At 51.2% G+C, this 20,206-nt stretch carries 7 protein-coding genes; 6 read left to right on the forward strand and 1 reads right to left on the reverse strand.

Annotation, left to right across the window (positions count from 1 at the left end; translation table 11 throughout):
* Positions 1-2,532: an McrB family protein gene (locus HUTA_RS08320; RefSeq protein ID WP_049941253.1), complete on the reverse strand. Its 2,532-nt coding sequence runs from the start codon at positions 2,530-2,532 to the stop codon at positions 1-3.
* A 317-nt stretch (positions 2,533-2,849) separates the two neighbouring features.
* Here HUTA_RS08320 and HUTA_RS08325 point away from each other — a divergent pair, with 317 nt between their 5' ends.
* From HUTA_RS08325 to HUTA_RS08360, 6 genes are all read left to right on the forward strand, one after another.
* Positions 2,850-5,516 carry a helicase-related protein gene (locus HUTA_RS08325; RefSeq protein WP_245529086.1) on the forward strand — a complete coding sequence of 889 codons (2,667 nt, stop codon included), beginning with the start codon at positions 2,850-2,852 and terminating at the stop codon, positions 5,514-5,516.
* Positions 5,513-9,544 (forward strand): Eco57I restriction-modification methylase domain-containing protein, encoded by a 4,032-nt coding sequence (locus HUTA_RS08330; RefSeq protein WP_015789453.1) that lies wholly within the window; start codon positions 5,513-5,515, stop codon positions 9,542-9,544. The genes HUTA_RS08325 and HUTA_RS08330 overlap by 4 nt, the downstream gene beginning before the upstream one ends.
* 55 nt (positions 9,545-9,599) lie before the next feature.
* Positions 9,600-10,607, forward strand: a complete 1,008-nt coding sequence (locus HUTA_RS08335) for a hypothetical protein (RefSeq protein WP_143920347.1) — start codon at positions 9,600-9,602, stop codon at positions 10,605-10,607.
* Between the two features lie 116 nt (positions 10,608-10,723).
* The gene (locus HUTA_RS15080; protein ID WP_015789455.1) at positions 10,724-12,478 is read left to right on the forward strand and encodes an ATP-dependent nuclease; all 1,755 of its coding nucleotides are present in this window, start codon (positions 10,724-10,726) and stop codon (positions 12,476-12,478) included.
* A gap of 40 nt (positions 12,479-12,518) precedes the next feature.
* Positions 12,519-14,804, forward strand: a complete 2,286-nt coding sequence (locus tag HUTA_RS15280) for a hypothetical protein (RefSeq protein WP_015789456.1) — start codon at positions 12,519-12,521, stop codon at positions 14,802-14,804.
* Between the two features lie 93 nt (positions 14,805-14,897).
* Positions 14,898-20,192, forward strand: coding sequence for a DEAD/DEAH box helicase (locus HUTA_RS08360; RefSeq protein WP_015789457.1), 5,295 nt, complete (start codon positions 14,898-14,900; stop codon positions 20,190-20,192).
* Positions 20,193-20,206 lie beyond the last annotated feature (14 nt).

A 20,206-nucleotide genomic window follows, 5' to 3' on the forward strand; every position in this document is an offset into this window, starting at 1 on the left:
TTACTCCTCATCAGGAGCTGTTTCAGGTTCGAACTCCTCTACAAATACGGCTAGCGTATCGCTGAGCTCTTGAGATGAGAAGGGCTTGATCTCTTCTCGATCCCAGTCGAAGAGCAAGTCACCTTCGCCTTGGAAAAGTGATTCTCGAATGCGCTCATATTGGCCGAAGAGATACTCTTCGAGTAAGGGGAGAATCTCAAAGCGCCAAACGTCAACGATCTCTTGCTCGTCTTCAGCACCAAATAGGAACGAGTGACCAATCTGCTTACCACGGCCAAGATCCGGTTCATTCCGGATCCGTTTGTTGAGAACGCGAATTGCGATTATCGACTGGGCAATCAGCTGGGAATCGGAGGTGTCGGTGGTGGCGTGGTGCTTCACACTCTCCCAGTCACCCAGGTCAAAGTGCGCTCGAAGCAGCTCGAGTTGGGGAGGGAATGAGAGAAATCGGAAGCGTCGTCGAAGCGCAGCATCGACCAACGCGATCGACCGGTCGGCAGTGTTCATGGTCCCGATTACATAGAGGTTTGGCGGGATCGTGAATGACTCTCCAGAATGCGCCAGGGATAATTTTGTCTCATTCTCACCACCGAGACGCTTGTCTTTCTCGAGGCCAGTGATGGTCTCGCCGAAAATCTGGGCTAAGTTTCCTCGGTTGATCTCATCGATGATGAGGACGTATCGTCTTGGCTCCTCATCATCGGCCGCTGAATGGAAATCCTGCTGGGCACGAGTTGCAACTTCGAGGAACACGCCGGACTCCTCATCATACTTTACGCTGCCGTCATCAGTAGTCTCGGCGCTCAATCCTTCAATGAAGTCCTCATACGTGAACGACGGGTGGAATGTGACTGTTTCTAACTGTCCGGTGTGGGGGTCAACCGAATCCTGTTGGTGGAGCCACCACCGGGCGAACCGCTGGGCTGTATAGGTCTTCCCCGTCCCAGGCGGCCCATAGAAAACCATTTGCCCGGTTGCCGTGAGCTGACGTGCGATATCGTCCGCTTGATCCGGCTTTTCAGCTTTTTCGAGTGGCCCTCGTCCTTCCTCGGGCGGTCTCTGAATATCAGCGACTTCGATTTCATAGTTCTCGTTGAGAATCGTCCGGGCCTTTACCTGGCTCATATTAGTCGAGAAACCGAAATCTGCCTGTAATTCCCGAAATAGGACGAAAAAGAGCGTCTCTGCTTCACTCGCTTGGTTCGTCTGACCCACTCCTAACTCCTCAGCCGCGTTCTCGAACTTCTGTTCCTGATCAGTATACAGTCGCCTGATCAGCTCGCAATGGGTTGCCTCGGTTTCGGTGAGTTCCGCATTAGGTTGGACGCTCGAAAGCGACTCGGTAAATGCTTCCAAAATTGTTCGCGTCAAAATGTTCCGGAACCACTCTCTACCCGTATCACTAAACGGAAGCCGCGTCCGGACATCCACTACTGCTTCGCTGACCGAATCATAGCTATCAGACGCTGACGGTATGGGGACGGACCAGTGCGCCTGGCTAGCCACGCTCATAATAGCGGGCTCTTCCGCGATGAACAAGTAGAGGAGATCAAGCGGGCATTCGGTAAAATAGGCTCCGTGGGCCAGCTCGAAATTTTGGTCGTAGAACAAACCACTGTGTGTTTCCAGAATGTCGGTTAATCGCTCTCGGTAATCGTCATTCTGAAGGAGGTCGTTATCTATGTCGGCCGGGTCGGCAAATTCTCGGTAGTCTCCGAGTGGGAGATAGTATCCGTCTCCTCGGGCTCCATCATCCCACGAGTCGTCTGGCGGCCCCTCGAAATCTGTTTGAAGGGTCGAGGTAACGGTCGAAATTCCTCGAATTTGGCGTTTGTCTTTCAGAACATGAAATACGAGATCGCCTACTTCGGGCTCCCGGAGGGTTCCATAGATATCCCTCCCATCTCTCGATTCGCTCCTCGAGAAGACAGCAGTGCCGAGCGAATATTCACCATCCTGCTGCTTGTAAGGTTTGTCCTCGACAGATGTGACTTCGATGTAGAGCGCAGGATCCTCACGGGCCGACCGGATCATCTGATCGACTCCGCCATATTCGTCAACTACGTTCGCGACACTGGAATCGTCGGGAATGATCGTCCGCGTCAATGCATCTTGATCGATATTGAGGTGGTCGTGAAGCCGATAGCTCTCGATTTCGATCGGAACCGGAATGTGCAATAGGAGAATATCGTCACTGAACTCCTCTCGGGGCTGGATATCTCCAGTCTCTCGATCAGTTACGTACGAGGCAAACCGTTCGGCCATCTTCGGGTCGGAAATGATGTCCCGAACTTCTGCTGCCCAAGAATATCGGTTGCTCCCGCGGTAGAAGAGTACGTGATCCCCCGGACGAATATCTGATACGTCAACGTGGTCGGCTTCGGGGACAGGCCACGCATGGACAGTTTGATCGAATTCTCCAGGAAAGTGTGGGTCGAGATGAGTGTCTTCGATCCCACGGTGGACGAGATCGTCGAATACTGCCTGCTCGGTTGGGCTAGTCGCCGAAGCGAGAACGATTCCTGGTTTCATTTAGCATAAAAGGCATAGGCCAGTCACATAAACCCACTCGTCGTCTCGTCCTGCGTAAATGAACAGAAGGTGCCGTGGGGAAGGTATAAGGGGCATTCTTGTCTTTACTGAGTAACTCTAGATCAATGAGTGCCGAGCCCAGCCAATTACTGCCAGGCACCGTCATTCGTAACAGAAATCGACTCTGGCGGGTCGACGCAGTCGACGGGAAGAAAATCACTGCGACCGCGCTCGACGGGCCGACGACGACTCATCGTTTCTACGCACCAATCGAGAACATTACGGAGGGGAGTCTGCCGGAACCGGACGCGGAGAACATGGGCAACCCACAGTTTCAGGACCTCCTGATTCAGGCAAACCGGTTGTCGATGCTCCACGGAACGGCGCCGCTCATGAGCCTCCAACGGTCGCGCGTGATCCCCACTGAGTACCAACTAACTCCAGTGGTCATGGGTCTCGATATGCCCGCTGTCCGATTACTCCTCGCTGATGACGTCGGGCTCGGGAAAACTATAGAGGCAGGGCTAATCACGAGCGAACTTCTGGCCAGAAATAGGGCGGAGCGTATTCTGATCGTTACACCCGCCAACTTGCGTGATCAGTGGCGAGAGGCGTTCGAACACTTCTTCCACATCGACGCTCAGATCACTGATCGGCGAAATCGAAGGGCAATGGAGAAAGAGGTGCCGCCGGGAACCAGCGTGTGGGAATACTACTCCAAACATATCGTCTCGATTGACTACGCGAAGCAGGCGCACATTCATAACCAAATACGAAGCCAAGATTGGGATATGGTCATTATCGATGAAGCCCACCAGGCCGCTCGGCCGCACACTGCGTCGGCTGGGCAAGCTCCTTCGAAGCTGCGATGGGAGTTTGCGAAAGCGATTACTGAGGACGCCACGCACGCGCTTCTTCTCACTGCGACGCCGCATAACGGATACACGGATAGTTTCGCCAGCCTGCTTCGGATGGTCAATTCCGATATCGTTGCTGGTGACGCCCATAATCCATCCATCAACCAAGAGCTCGCTAAACGACACGTCGTACAACGTCGTCGGAAAGACGTCGAAGAATGGTTCGGTGACGACAATGAGAACCCGTTCCCAGAGCGTGACCAGGCAACAGTAGACGTAACGCCGACTGAATACGAGAAAACAGCATATGATGCAGTCAGAGACTATGGCGACACCCTCGTCGAGGCTGCAAAAGAGGCTGAGAACAGGAACGTAGCCCAGTGGACTGTCGTCCATTTCCTCAAGCGTGCGCTTTCCAGTCCTGAGGCCCTACGACGTTCGCTCGAGAACAGGCAGGACAAACTCGATGAACGCCTGGAGGAACTCGACGACGACGGTGTCAGTGAGGGTGAGAACGCCGGCGTTTCGGAAGAACTAGCGAAGGCCAATGCCCTGGACAGTGACCCAGGGGAAGACTATTCGGAAGCGGAACTCGGGGAACGCGTCGAGCGAGTCGTCTCTGGAGATCGGGCCGCGATCGAAATGGAGCTCGACGCACTCGAGGAGACGTTGGCGGCCGCAGACAAGGTCACACCAACAAGGGACAGCAAACTCCAGAAACTGCTCGATCAAACGCTGCCTGCCAGGTTCAACAGCGGTGGGACGATCATCTTCACCAAATACATCGATACGCTGGAATACCTCGAAGAGGGGATCGAGGAGTTCCTAGAGGAGAACCATCCGGATGTCGAACTCTACACCCTGCATGGCAAGCTGAACACGGCCGAACGGGACGAGCGATTTGAGCAGTTTGCGGACGCCGACCGAGGCGTCCTGGTCTCAACAGACGTGATCAGCGAGGGGATGAACCTCCAGTATGCCGCGAACCAGGTAATCCACTACGAACTTCCGTGGAACCCCAATCGGCTCGAGCAGCGGAACGGACGGGTCGACCGGTATGGCCAGAAACGAGACAAGGTCTTCATCCGGACGATGGTCGTCGACGATCCGATGGATCGGACTGTTCTCACCAAACTCATCAAAAAGGCCCAGGAGATTCGGTCTCAGTATGGCTTTTCACCGCCGTATCTCGGCGATGACGAAGGAATCATGCAACTCCTCGATGCCGATGATCTCCAGACGGTGATGCCCCAACAGACGCTTGGCGATTTCAGTGACGGAAAATCCACTGATGAGCAAGAGAGTGCTTTCGATCAAGAGGTCCTCGAACGAATCGAGGACGAGTCATTCTACGACCACAGCGAAGTAGATCTCAAGGAGGTCCAAGAGCGCCAGAAGGAAACCCAAGAGCTCCTCGGCGGCCCGGACGCTCTGGAGAACTTCGTCAAGAGTGGGCTCGATCTGTTCGGTTGTGTCTTTGAACCGAAGGTCGACGGGACCTACGAAATCCGCGTCACTTCAGATGAGCTCCGAGGCCAGGATATCCAGGAGGCATACGAGCGGGTGACATTCAACCCCAAACGCGCCGCCGAAGACGCGGACATCGAGATGCTGGACATTGCGCACCCGCTCGTCCAGCGGTTGATCGAGTCTGTCAAGGAGGTCGCCTTGACGAGCGATGATCGGTATGGTCGGACGGCGATGCGTGGTACCGAGGTCGTCGACGAGACCGTCGCGCTGTATACCTGGAAGGTACGGTACTTCGCTCACACCGGTGACAATCCAACGGTCATGGAGGAACTGCTACAAACCGCGCTTCCACTCTATGGTGACGGCGCCTTGTCTGCGGACGAGCTCAATCGACTGCGGGAGGCGGAGGCAACGGCAGCGAATCGAACTGAACAGGAGTGGAAGCGCGACCTCGAGAACGCCATCGATCACGAGGACAAAGAGCACGTGATAACGCGTCGGGCAGATGATAGACGCGAACAGATAGAGGAGGAACGCAGTCGGATGCGAGAGAAACTGGAGGACGCCGGATACGGCAAATCGATGGGTGGCATCGATAACCTCTCCGTCGCGAGCAAAGATCTGCTGACTGTCGGCCTATACTACCCATACCAATGAGTTCGGATACGTCGGATTCGATTCAGCGTCGCCTGGAAGAGACCACGTTCATCGAGCCCAACGGTGGGCTCCTCACCGAGCAGTTGATCCAGAAACTTCGTAACGAGAAGTGCTCGGAGGATGCTGTTCAGCCCAAGACGTTCCAGTATCCCGGCGATCCACCATCGACGACGTCTGCACTCGAGGGTCACATTTCGGAGGCCTGGGACGACCTCGAAGAGCGCTGGGACGAGGTCACGCGAGATAACGAGCTGTATGGGATGGACGTTTCCGATGCACGGCGTCGATGGATTCTGAAACTGTTCGAGGAGCTCGGCTTCGACCCGGAGTACCAGCAGGCAAATCTCTCAGCGGGTGAACTCGAAGCGAATCTCTCCCACTTTGGGTGGCCTCGGAGGGATTCCGTGACTGCAAATTCCGAAACTCCCGACACCATTCCGCCTGTCCTGCATACGATCAAACCCGACAAGGATCGCCCGCTCGATGATGGAGATCACCAAGGGGCTGTCGGTCGGCAGCAGAGTCCCCACGACGAGCTTCAGCGATATCTCAACGCGACTGAGGATGTCCAATGGAGTATCGTCACGGATGGCCTGAAGCTACGCGTGCTGCGTGATTACTATCACACCTACACCCGAGGGTACGTCGAGTTTGACCTCGAGAACATCTTCACCAATCGGAACTACGACGACTTCCGAGCTCTCTATCGGATCTGTCACGCCTCAAGATTCATTCCAAGAGGAAGCGGGAACGAAGCAGAAACTCCCATCGAATCGCTGTATCAGGTTGCGCTCGCTACTGGCGTCAAAGTCGGCGAGGATTTGCAGTCGAACGTCGTGGAGGCTCTGGAAACGCTTGGGAACGGTTTTCTGAATCAGGAAATTCGCGAGGCCCTCGAGGAAGGTGGTCAGGAGGCGGCGCAAGCGTATTATCAGGACCTCCTGCGAATCGTCTACCGGCTTCTGTTCCTCTTGTTTGCGGAGCAACGGGGAATGATGGCGGATCGGGGAGATCTATATACGAAGGAATACAGCATTAGTGCGCTTCGTGAGCGGGCAGAGCGGAAACAGTCCCAAGATCACCAAACTGACCTTTGGGAAGGGTTGAAAGTCACCTTCCACTTGGTTGGTCAAGGGGTTACAGAAGAAGACCTGAACGTGTCTGGGTATAATGGGGGACTCTTCGATGACGAGAAACTGGAATTCGTACAGGACGCGACGTGCGATAACGATGCAATCCTCAGCGCGATTCACAACCTCACCCACGTAGAGCAACAGGGCTACCAGCAACGCATTTCGTATGCGGATTTGGGTGTTGACGAGATCGGTGCGGTATACGAAAGTCTGCTGGAATTCACACCGCAACTAGCTGAAACCGCTCTGGAGCTTGATGATCGCTCGATTTCTCGGGGTCAATTCTATCTCGACGATCGAGGGATGGAGCGAAAGGAGACGGGGAGTTACTATACCAAACCAGAGCTGGTCGATGAGCTGATTGAAAGTGCTCTGAAGCCGGTCGTCAATGACCGGCTGGAAGACGCTGATACAAAGGAAGAGAAAGAAGAGGCGTTGCTGGATATCGATGTCTGCGATCCGGCTGTAGGGAGCGGCGCGTTCCTCATTGCCGCCAATAATTTCCTCGGGAAGCGCTTGGCAGAGATTCGGAGCGACTCTGCATATCCCGATGAAGAAACTGTCCGACAGGCACGGAGATCGGTCGTGCAGCACTGTCTATATGGAGTGGATCTGAACCCGATGGCAGTTGAGCTTGCTAAGGTCAGTCTATGGATCAACTCTGCTGTTGAGGATCAACCGTTGAGCTTCTTAGACCACCGAATCAAACAGGGAAATTCTCTCCTCGGAACCACTCCTGAACTGATCGCCGAGGGGCTCCCGGTCGATGCTTACGAAACTTCTGGAGGTCGTGAGTGGCACGAAGGGAACGAAGTTCGCAAAATGGTTCGGAGTGAAAATCGGGACCTGTCTAAAGATTCTCAGCTTCAAACGGGTTTGAATTGGAGCTGGGACGATCACGACGAACACGTTGAACTAGCCAACGAAATCGAGGGAATAGACGAAGAAGACATCACGGACATTGAAGAGAAAGCGGAATTGTTTGACGAGCTGGAGTCGTCGGAGAGCCTTCGACGAGATCGATTAGCCCATGACGTCTGGACTGCGGCATTTTATTGGCCCTTGGATGGGTCTGCCGACGAGTATCCTTCCCCCAGGAGTATTGAACGGGTTCGTCGGAATCCGCCGGAGAATCTCGAGAGGTCGTTTGACGAGCTGGATGGCTTCGAGTCGATGTGCAAGCGGGCTGTGGAAATAGCTGAGCGCCAATCGTTTTTCCATTGGAAATTGGAATTCCCTGCTGTCTATTCGTCAAATGGTGGATTCGACTGTATAATAGGGAATCCGCCCTGGGAAAAAATGGACTTCGAGGAACAGGAATTCTTCGCTGTCCGCAAACCCGAAATTGCCAATGCACCGACTTCGGCGAAACGGAGTGAGATGATTGAGAATCTTCAGGATACAGATCCTGAATTATATGAAGAATATCAGCAAGCTGCCGAAGCGGCAGAGGATACGATGAACTTCATGCGGGAAAGTGGTCGGTATCCACTCACTGGGCGCGGTATTATGAATACTTACGCTCTATTTGCTGAACTGGCTCTAAGTAACATACAACCCGATAGTCTCACGGGAATGGTAGTACCCACGGGCATCGCTACTGATGCGAACACTCAATATTTCTTCAGAGAAATTGTTGAAGAACGACGACTGAAGTCCCTCTTTGATTTCGAAAACAAAAAGGGTCTCTTTCCAGGTGTTGACAGCAGGTACAAATTCTCTTTATTAACACTATCTGGCTCGGATCGAAAGCAATCGTCTTTTGAACTGGCATTTTATCTAATAGAACCTGATCAGCTTCAGGATTCAGAGAGGAGGTTTAAGTTGAGTCGGGAAGACATAGAACTCATCAATCCCAATACGAAAAACTGCCCCACATTCGAAAGTAAGGCTGATGCGGAACTCACTTTAGAACTCTATAACTCTGTCGGCGTCTTTAAGAACACTGCTGAGGAACGTAACCCCTGGTCTATAGAGATTAGCCGAATGTTCAATACGTCTGATGATTCTAACCTCTTCAAAACGGAAACCGAGCTGGAGCAGAACAGTTGGAATCTTACTGGAAATAAGTTCGAAAAGGGCTCAGACCTATATATTCCGCTGTATGAGGCAAAACTAGTCAATCAGTTTAATCACCGGTATTCTACTTTTGAGGGGGTTCCTCAGGCAGAAGCGGATAAGGGGAATGCAGTCCGGCTGGGTGCAGAAGAACTTGATAAACCAAATCGATTGGCACTACCCCGGTATTGGCTCTCAGAATCTGAATATCAGGACAAGAATGGGGATGACTGGCACCTAGCAGTTCGAGACATTACGAACGCAACGAATGAACGCACAGTGATCGCCTCGATTATCCCTGGCGTTGCGACCGGCGAAACTTTGAAACAAATATCTGGACAATCTGCGGAGGAGAGTCTACTGTTGCTAGCGTGTCTGAATTCATTCACGCTTGATTTTGCGGCTCGACAGAAGGTCGGAGGAACTCACCTGAGTCACTTCATCCTACGACAGCTCCCAATCCCCTCACCAAACAGGTTTGAGCGCGTGAAACTAGATGGAGAGCCTATTCGAGATGCTATCCTAGAACGGTCAATTCGGTTGATGTACACTGCTCATGATCTGGATCCATTTGCGGAAGAAGTAGGGGAGGGCAGAGGGCCCTTTACCTTCACAGGCGACACGCAACCGAGGAAAGAGCTCAGGATGGAGCTAGAAGCCCTCATTTGTCACGTCTATGATTTAAGCAGTGACGACTTTGAACAACTGTTTGACTCGTTTGAGCAGATTCGAGACCGTGAGATGGAGGAGCACGGGCGGTACCAGACCAGAGAGACAATCAAACAGAAATATGAGGAATTCGCACCGCGGATTTCCATGAACCAAGACGATTCATAATGGAAGGGCAAACAAAATGATTGGGCTGTATTTGATTCCTGTTGGCGATGATTGGATGGACGAGTTCCGAAGGACCGTTGAAAACGGTCTTGATATCGATGAGTCAGCACCCTCTGCTCTCCAGGATTATGAGCGAGTGAGAATATGGGGAACGGAATCGAGTCAGGCTACGCAAGGCGGGGGAGGCATTAAACGAACCGCGTTTCGAAACATGGAGTCTGATGACATTCTTCTCTTCTACTCCGAGGGCGAATTCTTTGCATCTGCCCGGGTAGAGCAGAAATTTGAGAATCCCGATATCGGAGAGTGGGCTTGGAACTCACCGGAAAGCGATTGGACCTACACGCTCCAGGATTTCGACTCGATCAGTGTTCCCAAAGAAGAGGTTTGGGATCTCCTTGGCTATAGCCAAAACTATCGACTCCAAGGACTTACTCAGGTCTCTGAAGACGCGATTGATACGCTCCTTACAAAGTATAATTCTGTCGAGGAAGCGTATCAAGACTTGATCGATGGGTCCCAAACCGATCGTGGTGACGAAGAAGTTATTGAGGAAGGCACCTCTAGCAGCCGTGACCATCTCGAAATCCAATGGAAACTAATCCAGCTCGGGCGTGATCACGGGTATGAGGTCTATGTCGCCAAGAACGACCGGAATAGAGAATTCGAGGGAGAGGTTCTCGGGAATGATTGTGTCAATTCGCTCTCCCTCACTGGCTTTAGCGAAGCGGCGCAGAATATCATCGAGTATGTAGATGTGATATGGCTCGAGGACAACCATATCGTATCGATGTTCGAGGTGGAGAGCACGACGAGTATCTATAGCGGCATCTTAAGAATGACTGACTTCGTCGCAAAAGTACCCAATCTCGCTGTCGATATGTATATCGTCGCTTCACAAGAGGACGAAGATTTGGTTCGGAAGCAAATTCAACGACCAACTTTCCAACAGGTGTTAACGCCCGCAGACTACTCGGACGTACGGTTTGTCTCGTTTGAAAAGGTCCGGGAGAAGTACGATCTTGTTCAAAATGCTGGTCCGCTACAAAGAGTATTCCCCTAAACTTACTACGTAAACCTGGGACATCATCCTTACAATGCCAGGATTCCGCGATTGGAATGTAGTGTGAATCAGGAGCAGTTTTATTGTTCCACCCTGACTTTCTTTGGACATCATCAATGCAGGTCACCGAAATTGACATCGAGAATTTTCGTAGTATTCCCGAAACATCTATTGGGCTTGGAGACTTCAATTTATTGATTGGTAAAAATAACGCAGGGAAATCAAATATCGTTAAGGCAATCTATCGGTATCGGGATTTAGTGGCTGGGAATGTGGATATATCTGATTTTTATGAATCAGCTGTAACTCGGGGAAAGCAACCTGAGCCAATCAAGTTTAGCATATCATATCAGATTGAAGAGGGGACTAGAGAGAATCTAATTGAGAGTTTGTCGGAAAACCATGAGGTGTCTGCATCGGTCTATGATACTCTCATGGACAGTGAGTCATTTCAAAAGTACAATCATGAAATATCGATTCGCGAAACTGGCGTCTCACACAATACAATTAACACTTGTCTAAATGGTTCTAAAGTGGAATTGGGGACGCTTGATGTGTCTGACGAGTCTGTTGAATTGCTCGACTTAGATGAATTGATGGACAAGAACCGATCTCGACACCAACTATCTGACAAACCATCAAACCAAATAAATGATGTTATTCCATCTTCGATTCAGGGAGGTATTCTTGGAGAATTTTCTGAGTGGAAGATAATCGCACCATTCCGTAGAACCGAGGAGAGGGGAGTATTTGGGGCGGATCCTGATTTAGATCCCACTGGCGAAAATCTCACAACCTTTCTGCAATCGATTCGAGAAGACGGTACTGGTAGATATAGTAAGATATGCAAACAATATGAAGATATAATGGAGGGCGTAGATGAGGTTCGTATTGAAACACGCGAGGACGGGGATGGTAATGCAGTGCCAACAATTCGGATTGATGAACAGCAATCTGATGATATCGGATTAGATGAGTTATCCTCTGGTGCCAAAGAGATTTTAATATTGGTTACACAAATAATCGTATCTCGATCCGATAACAGTCCCCTCTATATTGAAGAACCGGAACTTCATCTCCATCCCGCTGCTGAACGAGAAATATATTCTATGATCACTCGAGTGGCACAAGATTACAATACACAAGTCATCGTCACCACCCATTCTGATGTCTTTGTAGATGAAGTAAACGTAGAGGATATTTTCTCTGTCAAGCGCGGTGATTACACTTATATCGATACCGTCAACCAAGGTGAGTTAGGCGAAATTCTTACTGACATTGGTTATCCAACAAGCGAGTTTCTTCAAGCAGATCGTATCGTCTTTGTGGAAGGCCGAAGTGATCGTGTTGTACTTAGCAATTGGGCTAAGAAGCTCGATTTGTCGTTTTCGATAAATGGGGTTGAACCTGTCAAGTTTGGAGGAGATGAAATATTTGAAGACGGGAATCCATATACTAACGAGATTCCAGATCTCTTGGGTCAAATGGGAATACCTTATAAGTACGTATTCGATTCGGATGGGGAAGATCCAGACAAGAAGGAATCAGAAATCGCGAGTGAACTGGGCCTCTCGGCCGCAAAAATTTGTGTGATTGACGGCTACTGTATCGAGTCATACTTGGCGAAACCGCCGAGAGCCTTGGCGGAGACGTTGGTTGTAGAACAGGAAGAGATAGAAGAAGACCTACCGGATGACCCCTATGGAGTAAATATGAAATCGAAGTTTGATTCCTTATTTAAAAAACACTTAGGGACTGGGTATAGTGAGGAAAAGCATGGGGCCGCAGTTGCTAAGAAGATGCAGCCAAACGAAATCTCTGAAGAGATGAAAGCGATGATCGAAGATATCGTAACAATGGAGCGAAGATAATGAATGTGGTTTGCGTGAGTTTACATGGGGTGATTAAATAATGAGTCAAAAGCATGCCGATAGTCTTCTAAAGGCAGGGACGGAGTCGGAAGTTCATCAAATCCTCAACGGCAAATATTTTGAAGAAAGTAATTGGGTGCCCCTCGGTGATCAGGAGAATAACTACGGGATTGTCGAAAACCAGGCAGCATCTCCGTTAGCAGCTCTCACGGAGATCATTGTGAATTCTATTGACGCAATATTACTTAAAAATTATAATCATAGATACGGAGATGAAGATCTTGAGGATACAAAGTTTGAAACTATGCAGCAGGCGGCAGAAAAGCTCATTGAGCCGTCCAAGGAGGACCTGGTCTTAGCGGCCGAAGGAGAAAAAGGAGGGCCACTGAGTCTGGTTGTTGAAGACACAGGAGAAGGAAAACTGAATGGAAGATTTGAAGAAACCTTTCTTGGGCTTCTTTCGCCGGGAAAGCTGAAACAGGAATATGAGTTTTTGCAAGGTCAATATGGAATGGGTAGTTCTGGTGTTTTACCATTTTGTGGGCAAAAGGGATATAAATTGATTCTATCAGCTTCTCATGAGGATCCGGGTCAATGGGCCTGGAGCATCATTCGAAAGAATGAACAAAAAACCCGATATGAATATTTCACAGTTGACGGAGATATTCCGACTTTTGGAGGCAAAGTGAATGGCAGGAAGTATGGGTCAGTGGTTAAACTTTATAATTATCAAGTCAATCAGCAAAGCCAAATATCTTCAGACAGGAATATCCGTCGCTTTTTGGAAAGGTATCTACTCAAATCGCCAATTTCGATTAATTTGGAGGAACGTCGAGACTATTCCTCCTTCCAAATGGAAGATGAAACAGATGGGATGCTTCCCCATATTGAAGAGAAATATTCAGAACTTCTCAAAAGCAATCATCGAATACAATATTCTTTTGATAATTCTGCAATTGGAACTAGAGAAATTCAAGTAATTCTTTTTAAGCAAGATAAGAATTTGGATGAAAAACAGCAGGAGAAAAAACGACTCTTTATAGGCGGCCGAAAGCATCGTCGTCAAGCAATATTCTTCGTTGTAAATGGGCAAACCCACGGTGATCAAGGAAAGAGTTTCTTGAAAAACAGATGTGGACGGCCACGAACAGCCGACGACACTCTCGTATTCGTTGACTTCTCAGACATTTCTGGGACTGATCTTGTTAATTTATTCAAGCCAGCCCGAGATAGATTGACAGATAAGGAAATTGCCCGTGATCTAATATCAGGCCTACAAGAAGCGATCGAAGAGGATGATGTCTTGTCGAATGAAGAGAGACTCCGCCGGGAAGAGGTTATTGAAGAACAAGACGAAAGTCTTGAGGAATACTTCAATACTGTAGTAGATGATAATCCCATCTTACACTCATATTTCACAGATGAGGGGAGTGCATCTTTGGATGATGAAGAAAGTTCTGAGGAAACGAATGTCTCTGTAAATCTTGATGATCTGGAATTTGATCCACCACATATCCCGGACAAACTATCTCCAATTGAAATATTCCGATCACATGGTTCTTATGACCTTTGGAATTCAGAGGCAGGTATCTTTGAGTTAGAAGTGCCCATTAATGGAACCCGTCGTCTGAGATTTTATTTAAATGCGCCAGATAATTACTTTTACCGAGACCAATCAAGGGGATCGCTTTCAATAACTCCATCTGAAGCAGTTAAGTCCTGGCAACTTAGCACCGGTATCCTTTCGCTCACCGTCGAACCACTAAAGGGATCGAGGGAAGGTACTGAAACACCGATAACTGTCGAAGTTACACGTCCGACTAAACAACCCTTGACCTCGACGGTTCGGATACAGTGTGTTGAACCGAAAACTGAAGAGAAGGAGCCTAATGACGAGGAAATCGAATTCCGGTTACCCAGTGTCACGGAAGTAGAGGAGGATAGTTGGGAAGATCACAATTTCGATGAAAATGAAGTAGTAAGGATTGATGATTACAGTGATGAGCAAGGAGATATTGCTGTTTTTGTAAATATGGACTGTGTACAATTGCAAAGCTTCATTGATCGCCACTCTTTGGAGAGTTCTGAAAAGGCAGAAATAAGAATGGCATTTAAACAAGGTGTTGCACTGTACAGTATATCTCAGTACATTGAATTTTTAGAGACGCTCCGGGAACAAGAAGAAATAGATGAAATAGATGATGATACGGCCCCATCGGAGATATTCACTGAAGAAAACGACATAACGCAAATTGTATCCCGGTCAATGAGGGGAATCGCTTGGACATTGCCTGATCAGTATTATAAAGCCAAAGAGATTGGATAGCTTATAACTGTTCCTATGGTGAAAACTAGCAGCGCTAGTCCCATTTGAATTCTACTCAATCAGTATTTTTAATCAGTGGTCTCATGAAAGAGTATGGCCACCCGTCTCAATCCTTTCGACGCACTCGACGAAGTCCAAACCTCGTATCGGGATTACGTCGAGACGTTCCAGAACGTCGACGACGATACGATTGAAGCCTGGATCGACGAGCGGATCAACACTGGCAAGGTTCTCTGGAAGGAGCCGTTCGTCCAGCTGAACGAGCGATTCCAGACGGGTCGATCCCTACACGAATTCGTCGATGAAGGATCGCTCCACTCCGGCGTCCTCGATGTCTTCGATGACGAGAGCGGTGAACCGATCGAACCGTACAAGCACCAGTCAGAAGCGATCGAATCGATTCGCGAGGGGAACACGATCGTCTCAACTGGCACGGGGTCGGGGAAGAGCTTCGCGTTCGGCATCCCGATCGTCAGCCACTGCCTCGAGGCTATCGACCGAGGCGAGGAGGGGATCAAGGCCGTCATCGTCTATCCGATGAACGCCCTGGCGAACTCGCAGTACGAGGAGTTCGCCGAACGACTCGATGGGTCTGGTCTCAAGCTCGGTCTCTACACGGGGGACACACCCACGGATCCCGACAGCGAGGCGGAGTTCCTCAATCAATTCGGTCGTGACGAGCCGTACGACTGTGAGGTCGTCTCCCGGGAGGAACTCCGCGAGGATCCGCCGGACATCCTGATGACCAACTACGTGATGCTGGACTACATTCTGACTCGTCATCAGGATAAGGAACTCTTCCCGCCTGAGCACGACGGTGCCCTCGAGTTCCTTGTCCTCGACGAGATCCACACCTACACCGGCCATCAGGGGGCCGACGTCGCGGCCCTCATCCGGCGACTGCGTGAGCACACTGGCGCGGGCGAAGGGCTGACCTGCATCGGGACCTCAGCGACCGTCCAGAGCGAGGAGGGCCTGGACGCCGACGAGGAGATTGCCGAGTTCTCCGAACGGATCTTCGGATCGCCCGTCGATCCGGACCGAGTCATTGGCGAGTCTCACTATACTCTCGAGCTGACCGGGGATGCGAATCTCCCCGAACGCGTCGAAGTAACTCAGGCGGACATCCAGCGGTTCGATGGATCTGCGGATGAGGCGACCAAACTTGCAGAACGGATCACCGAGCGATCGCTCCGAAAGGAAGAAACGAAATCCGCCAAAGCCATTGGAGAGGTTCTCCTCGATCACCCCACCGTTGCCTTCCTCGACGAACAGCTTAGCACCCAGAGTCAACAGATCCAACCGTCCGGGGAAGCCGCCGAACAAGCGGAAGAATCGCTCGTTGAGGAATACCGCGAGAACTTCCGGCCTGCTGCGACAGCTGATGAAGCTCGTCGAGAACTCCAAGCTGCCTTACTTGCGGGCACCGTCGGAACGACGGAGGTCCAAGGCGACCAACAACCGATCTTCGTGCCGAAACTCCACTCGTTCTTTAGCCAGGGCTCTGGGTTGGTCGCGTGTCTCACCGAGGAAACGCTCGAGGACGAAGAGCCCCATTTAAGCGACGCTGGAGACCTTCAGTGTCGTCATTGTGCTCGGGAATACGACCGGGATATCAAGGCCTTCCCGCTGTCCTTCTGCCGCGCCTGTGGCCAGGAATACTACACTGTAGTCCGTGACGACCATGGCCACCTGGCGCCACGTGAGGTGAGCGATCTCAGTGTCGAAGACGACGAGACAGCAGGATACGTCATGCGAGGGGAGTGGGACCGGGAAGAGACACCGCTCCCGGCCGATTGGTTCGATGACGACGATGTCCTCAGGGACACCTGGGTCGATGCAGTTCCTGAACCAGCTACCTACTGTCCCCAACATAATCGCCTGACTGACGGCCACCTCGAGAGCGGACAGCTCGATTGTGGTTGTTTCGCCACGCAAGGAATTCAGGTAATGTGGACGGAGGCGGAGTTCCTCTTCTGTGGCAACTGCGGGGTAAGTCACACGCGAATGGGTCGTGCGATGGAGCTCTCGAAGATGTTCAAGTTCGGGACAGTCGGTCGATCGACCGCGACTGACGTCCTCATCGGCTCGACGATGCAGGAATTGCCCGACCCTCAACAGAAGACGATCGCCTTCAGCGACAATCGACAGGACACCGCATTGCAGGCTGCCCACCTCAATAATCTCTATCAGCGGGTGAAGTTCCGCCGTGCGCTCTACGGTGCGTTGCAGGAAAACGGTCGTGTGAGCCTCGCTGATATCGGAAACCGTACCTTCGACGTCTTAGATAGCAATGATGCACTACCTGATGGCCTCCAAACTACCCGGTTCGGCGTTCCTGACGACGAGAAGGGGAGATATAGCCGATATCTGGAGTTCCATACGCTGCTCGAACTCAGGAAAAGCCAGCAACGTGGTCAGCAGAGCCTCGAAGACGTCGGTCTCATCGATGTTGAGTATGAGCACCTCGAGGATCTCGCGGAAATCGACGAAGCCTGGGAAGACGTGCCGGAATTAGCTGACGCCGACCCGGCTGTCAGACACGAATATTGTAAGGCATTCCTCGACTTGTTCCGGCGAACTGCGGCGCTCAATCACAACATTTTCACCAACTTCGGTGATTTCCGGAGGGACGTCATCAACAATCTCGATGACGATGCGCAGTTTCACAAGCAGCAATTCTTCAGGTTCCCTGAAGGATTCAGTGACTCAGCAGACACAAGTGGCACTGAACAAATTCACCGGTTTACCCACTGGCGATCTCGCCACGTCAAGTGGACGACTAGGGCACTAGATGTCGATTCGGATCGAGCTGTCGAGGTCATTAAAGGAGTTCGAGATCTCCTAAGCAATCCCGATGAGCTTCCCCTTCTGGTGGAAGCGCCCATCTATCGCGGGCGCAAAGCCTACATGCTCAACTCCGGGCTCGTTAAGTTGGTTCCGCACGATCCGAGTGATGTTTCGGTTTGTCCGAAGTGTAAGACCGTCGTTACTCGAGATCGTCTCGAGATGTGCCTCAACAGTAGCTGTGGAAACGTAACGCCCGAGCAGACCGACCTCCGCGATTCGTACTTTCACGAGCTGTATACCCTCTCCTTCGACGAAGCGGTGGACATCTTCGCAGCCGAACACAGTGGCCAGATCGAAGGAGAGCTTCGGAAGGAATTAGAGACCCAGTTCCGCGAGGACGGGAACCTGAACACGATTGTATGCACTCCGACTATGGAGCTGGGGATCGATATCGGAGATCTTTCGAACGTCTTTATGCGTAACGTGCCGCCGAATCCCAGCAATTACGCCCAACGCTCGGGTCGAGCAGGTCGTCAGGACCAACCGTCGCTTGTGACCACATTCTGTGGAAGTGGCTTCGGTCGTGCTTCGCATGATCAGTATTTCTACCAACGTCCGGAGCGGATCATCGCTGGTGAAATCTCACCACCGACGTTTCTCCTCAACAACCGAGATCTCCTGAAAGCACATATCAACGCCCTCGTGCTCGAAGTCATCGACTTCAAGCTACAGGGAAAGATCAAACAGATCTTGGATATCAAAGCAACCGAAAACAGTTACGAGCTATATGGGAGTTATCGTGACGACTTGGAATCTGCGGTAGAATCGAACCGTGACGAAATCATCCAGGCCGTCAAACAAGCCTTCAGCAGAGAGCGTCAACACACGGAGTACACTGACTGGTTCACCGACGAATTTATCGAGGAACGTGTCGATGAGTTCGTTGGCAATTTTGACGAAGCCTTCGATCCGTGGCGAATTGAATACAGTCGGCTGACCAGAGAACTTCGTCGGTTGAACAAGAAACTCGGTGCCGAAGGCGGGGAATACCTTGAACGGCAGGAGCGGGACGCGATCGAACGTCGCCTGGAAAACATGCGGGATGGAGGGAAGCGATTCTACTCCTACCAGTATCTTCGCTCACAGGGTTTCCTACCGAATTATGGCTTCCCTCGATCGAACTGCACACTTGGATTCACGACGCTCGAAGACGATATTCAGCGGGACGAGGCACAGGCGATCCGCGAATTCGCTCCCGGAAATCACGTGTACTACCGCGGGGAACGACATGGCGTCAAGTACGCCAGGCCGAAGACTCGCGATGCCGAACCGGTTACGCGCCATAAGATCGTTTGTCCTGCTTGTGAGACGATTCTGATGGGTGATGATGCACAAGAGGCGGCTGGCTGCCCGGCCTGTGGAGAGACGTTCGACGGAGTTCACACGAACCCGAACGCAATGGAACTCCCGGACCAGCGGGCCCGCCCGGAGGAAAACATCACCAGTGATGACGAGGAGAGACAGAGGGAAGGCTATGACATCGAACAATACTATGAACGCCGGAATGCGACCGAGTACGAACTTGCGGGCGATGGGGTTTCAGCCCATGTGACTTATGAATCGAATGCGCGGATAGTCACGGTCAATTCCGGAATCCGGGGCAGAGACGACGACGAGCTTCAGGGCTTTGCCCTGTGTACGGAGTGTAACCGATGGCTCACGAGTTATAATCAGATCGAAGGCCACGTTGACGACGGCTGCTATGCGAATGCAGACGAGGACGCAGTTCGCGAGGGTATCGAACTCTACACAGAGGGCGGACATGATACCGTGACCGTGACGACGCCCTTACCCGGCCAGGTGGATGAAAACCGGTCGGAATCCTTCTTCCACACACTTAAAGAAGCTCTTTATCAGGGAATTCTCGTCGAATTCGATCTTGATGAACAAGAGCTTTCGACCTTCATTAAGCCAGCGCCAGGCGATCATGGCGACCTTACTATCGTAATTCACGAGACAAGTGAAGGCGGTGCTGGTGCGCTACACGATCTAACTGATCCAACGAAGAATCGCTTTGCTCGGGCAATTCGAGAGGCACTTGATGTACTTCACGCCAATGATCCCGATGGATGCGAGCGGGCCTGTTACGAGTGCTTGATGTCCTACTATAATCAGCGTGAACATCCACTGTTCGATAGAGAGTTAGTCATGCCATGGCTTCGAGGAGCACAGTCGTTGACCCTGAATCCGATTGATCGCACTTATGACGAGGAGAGATACCAGGATCTCAGGAGTACTTGTGAATCTAGCTTAGAACTCGATGTCCTCGAACGTGTCCGAGACGAAGGCTATCCCCTTCCTGATGAGGCACAAAAGACGATATATGACGGGGAAGAACCAGTAGTTGAAGCCGACTTTTTCTATGAGTCTGCAGGACGACCACAACCCATTGCAGTATTCGTCGATGGCCCGGACCATCAGAAAGAACACGTCCGAGCAGGCGACGAGGAAAAGCGCCAGAGGTTGCTACAGATGAATTATCGATATTTTAGCGTCTCATCACCAAGCGAAGTCCCCGATCTCTGGGAGCAGATATAGCGGGCAATACCGCC

The sequence above is a fragment of the Halorhabdus utahensis DSM 12940 genome (assembly GCF_000023945.1).
GTDB classification, from domain to species: domain Archaea; phylum Halobacteriota; class Halobacteria; order Halobacteriales; family Haloarculaceae; genus Halorhabdus; species Halorhabdus utahensis.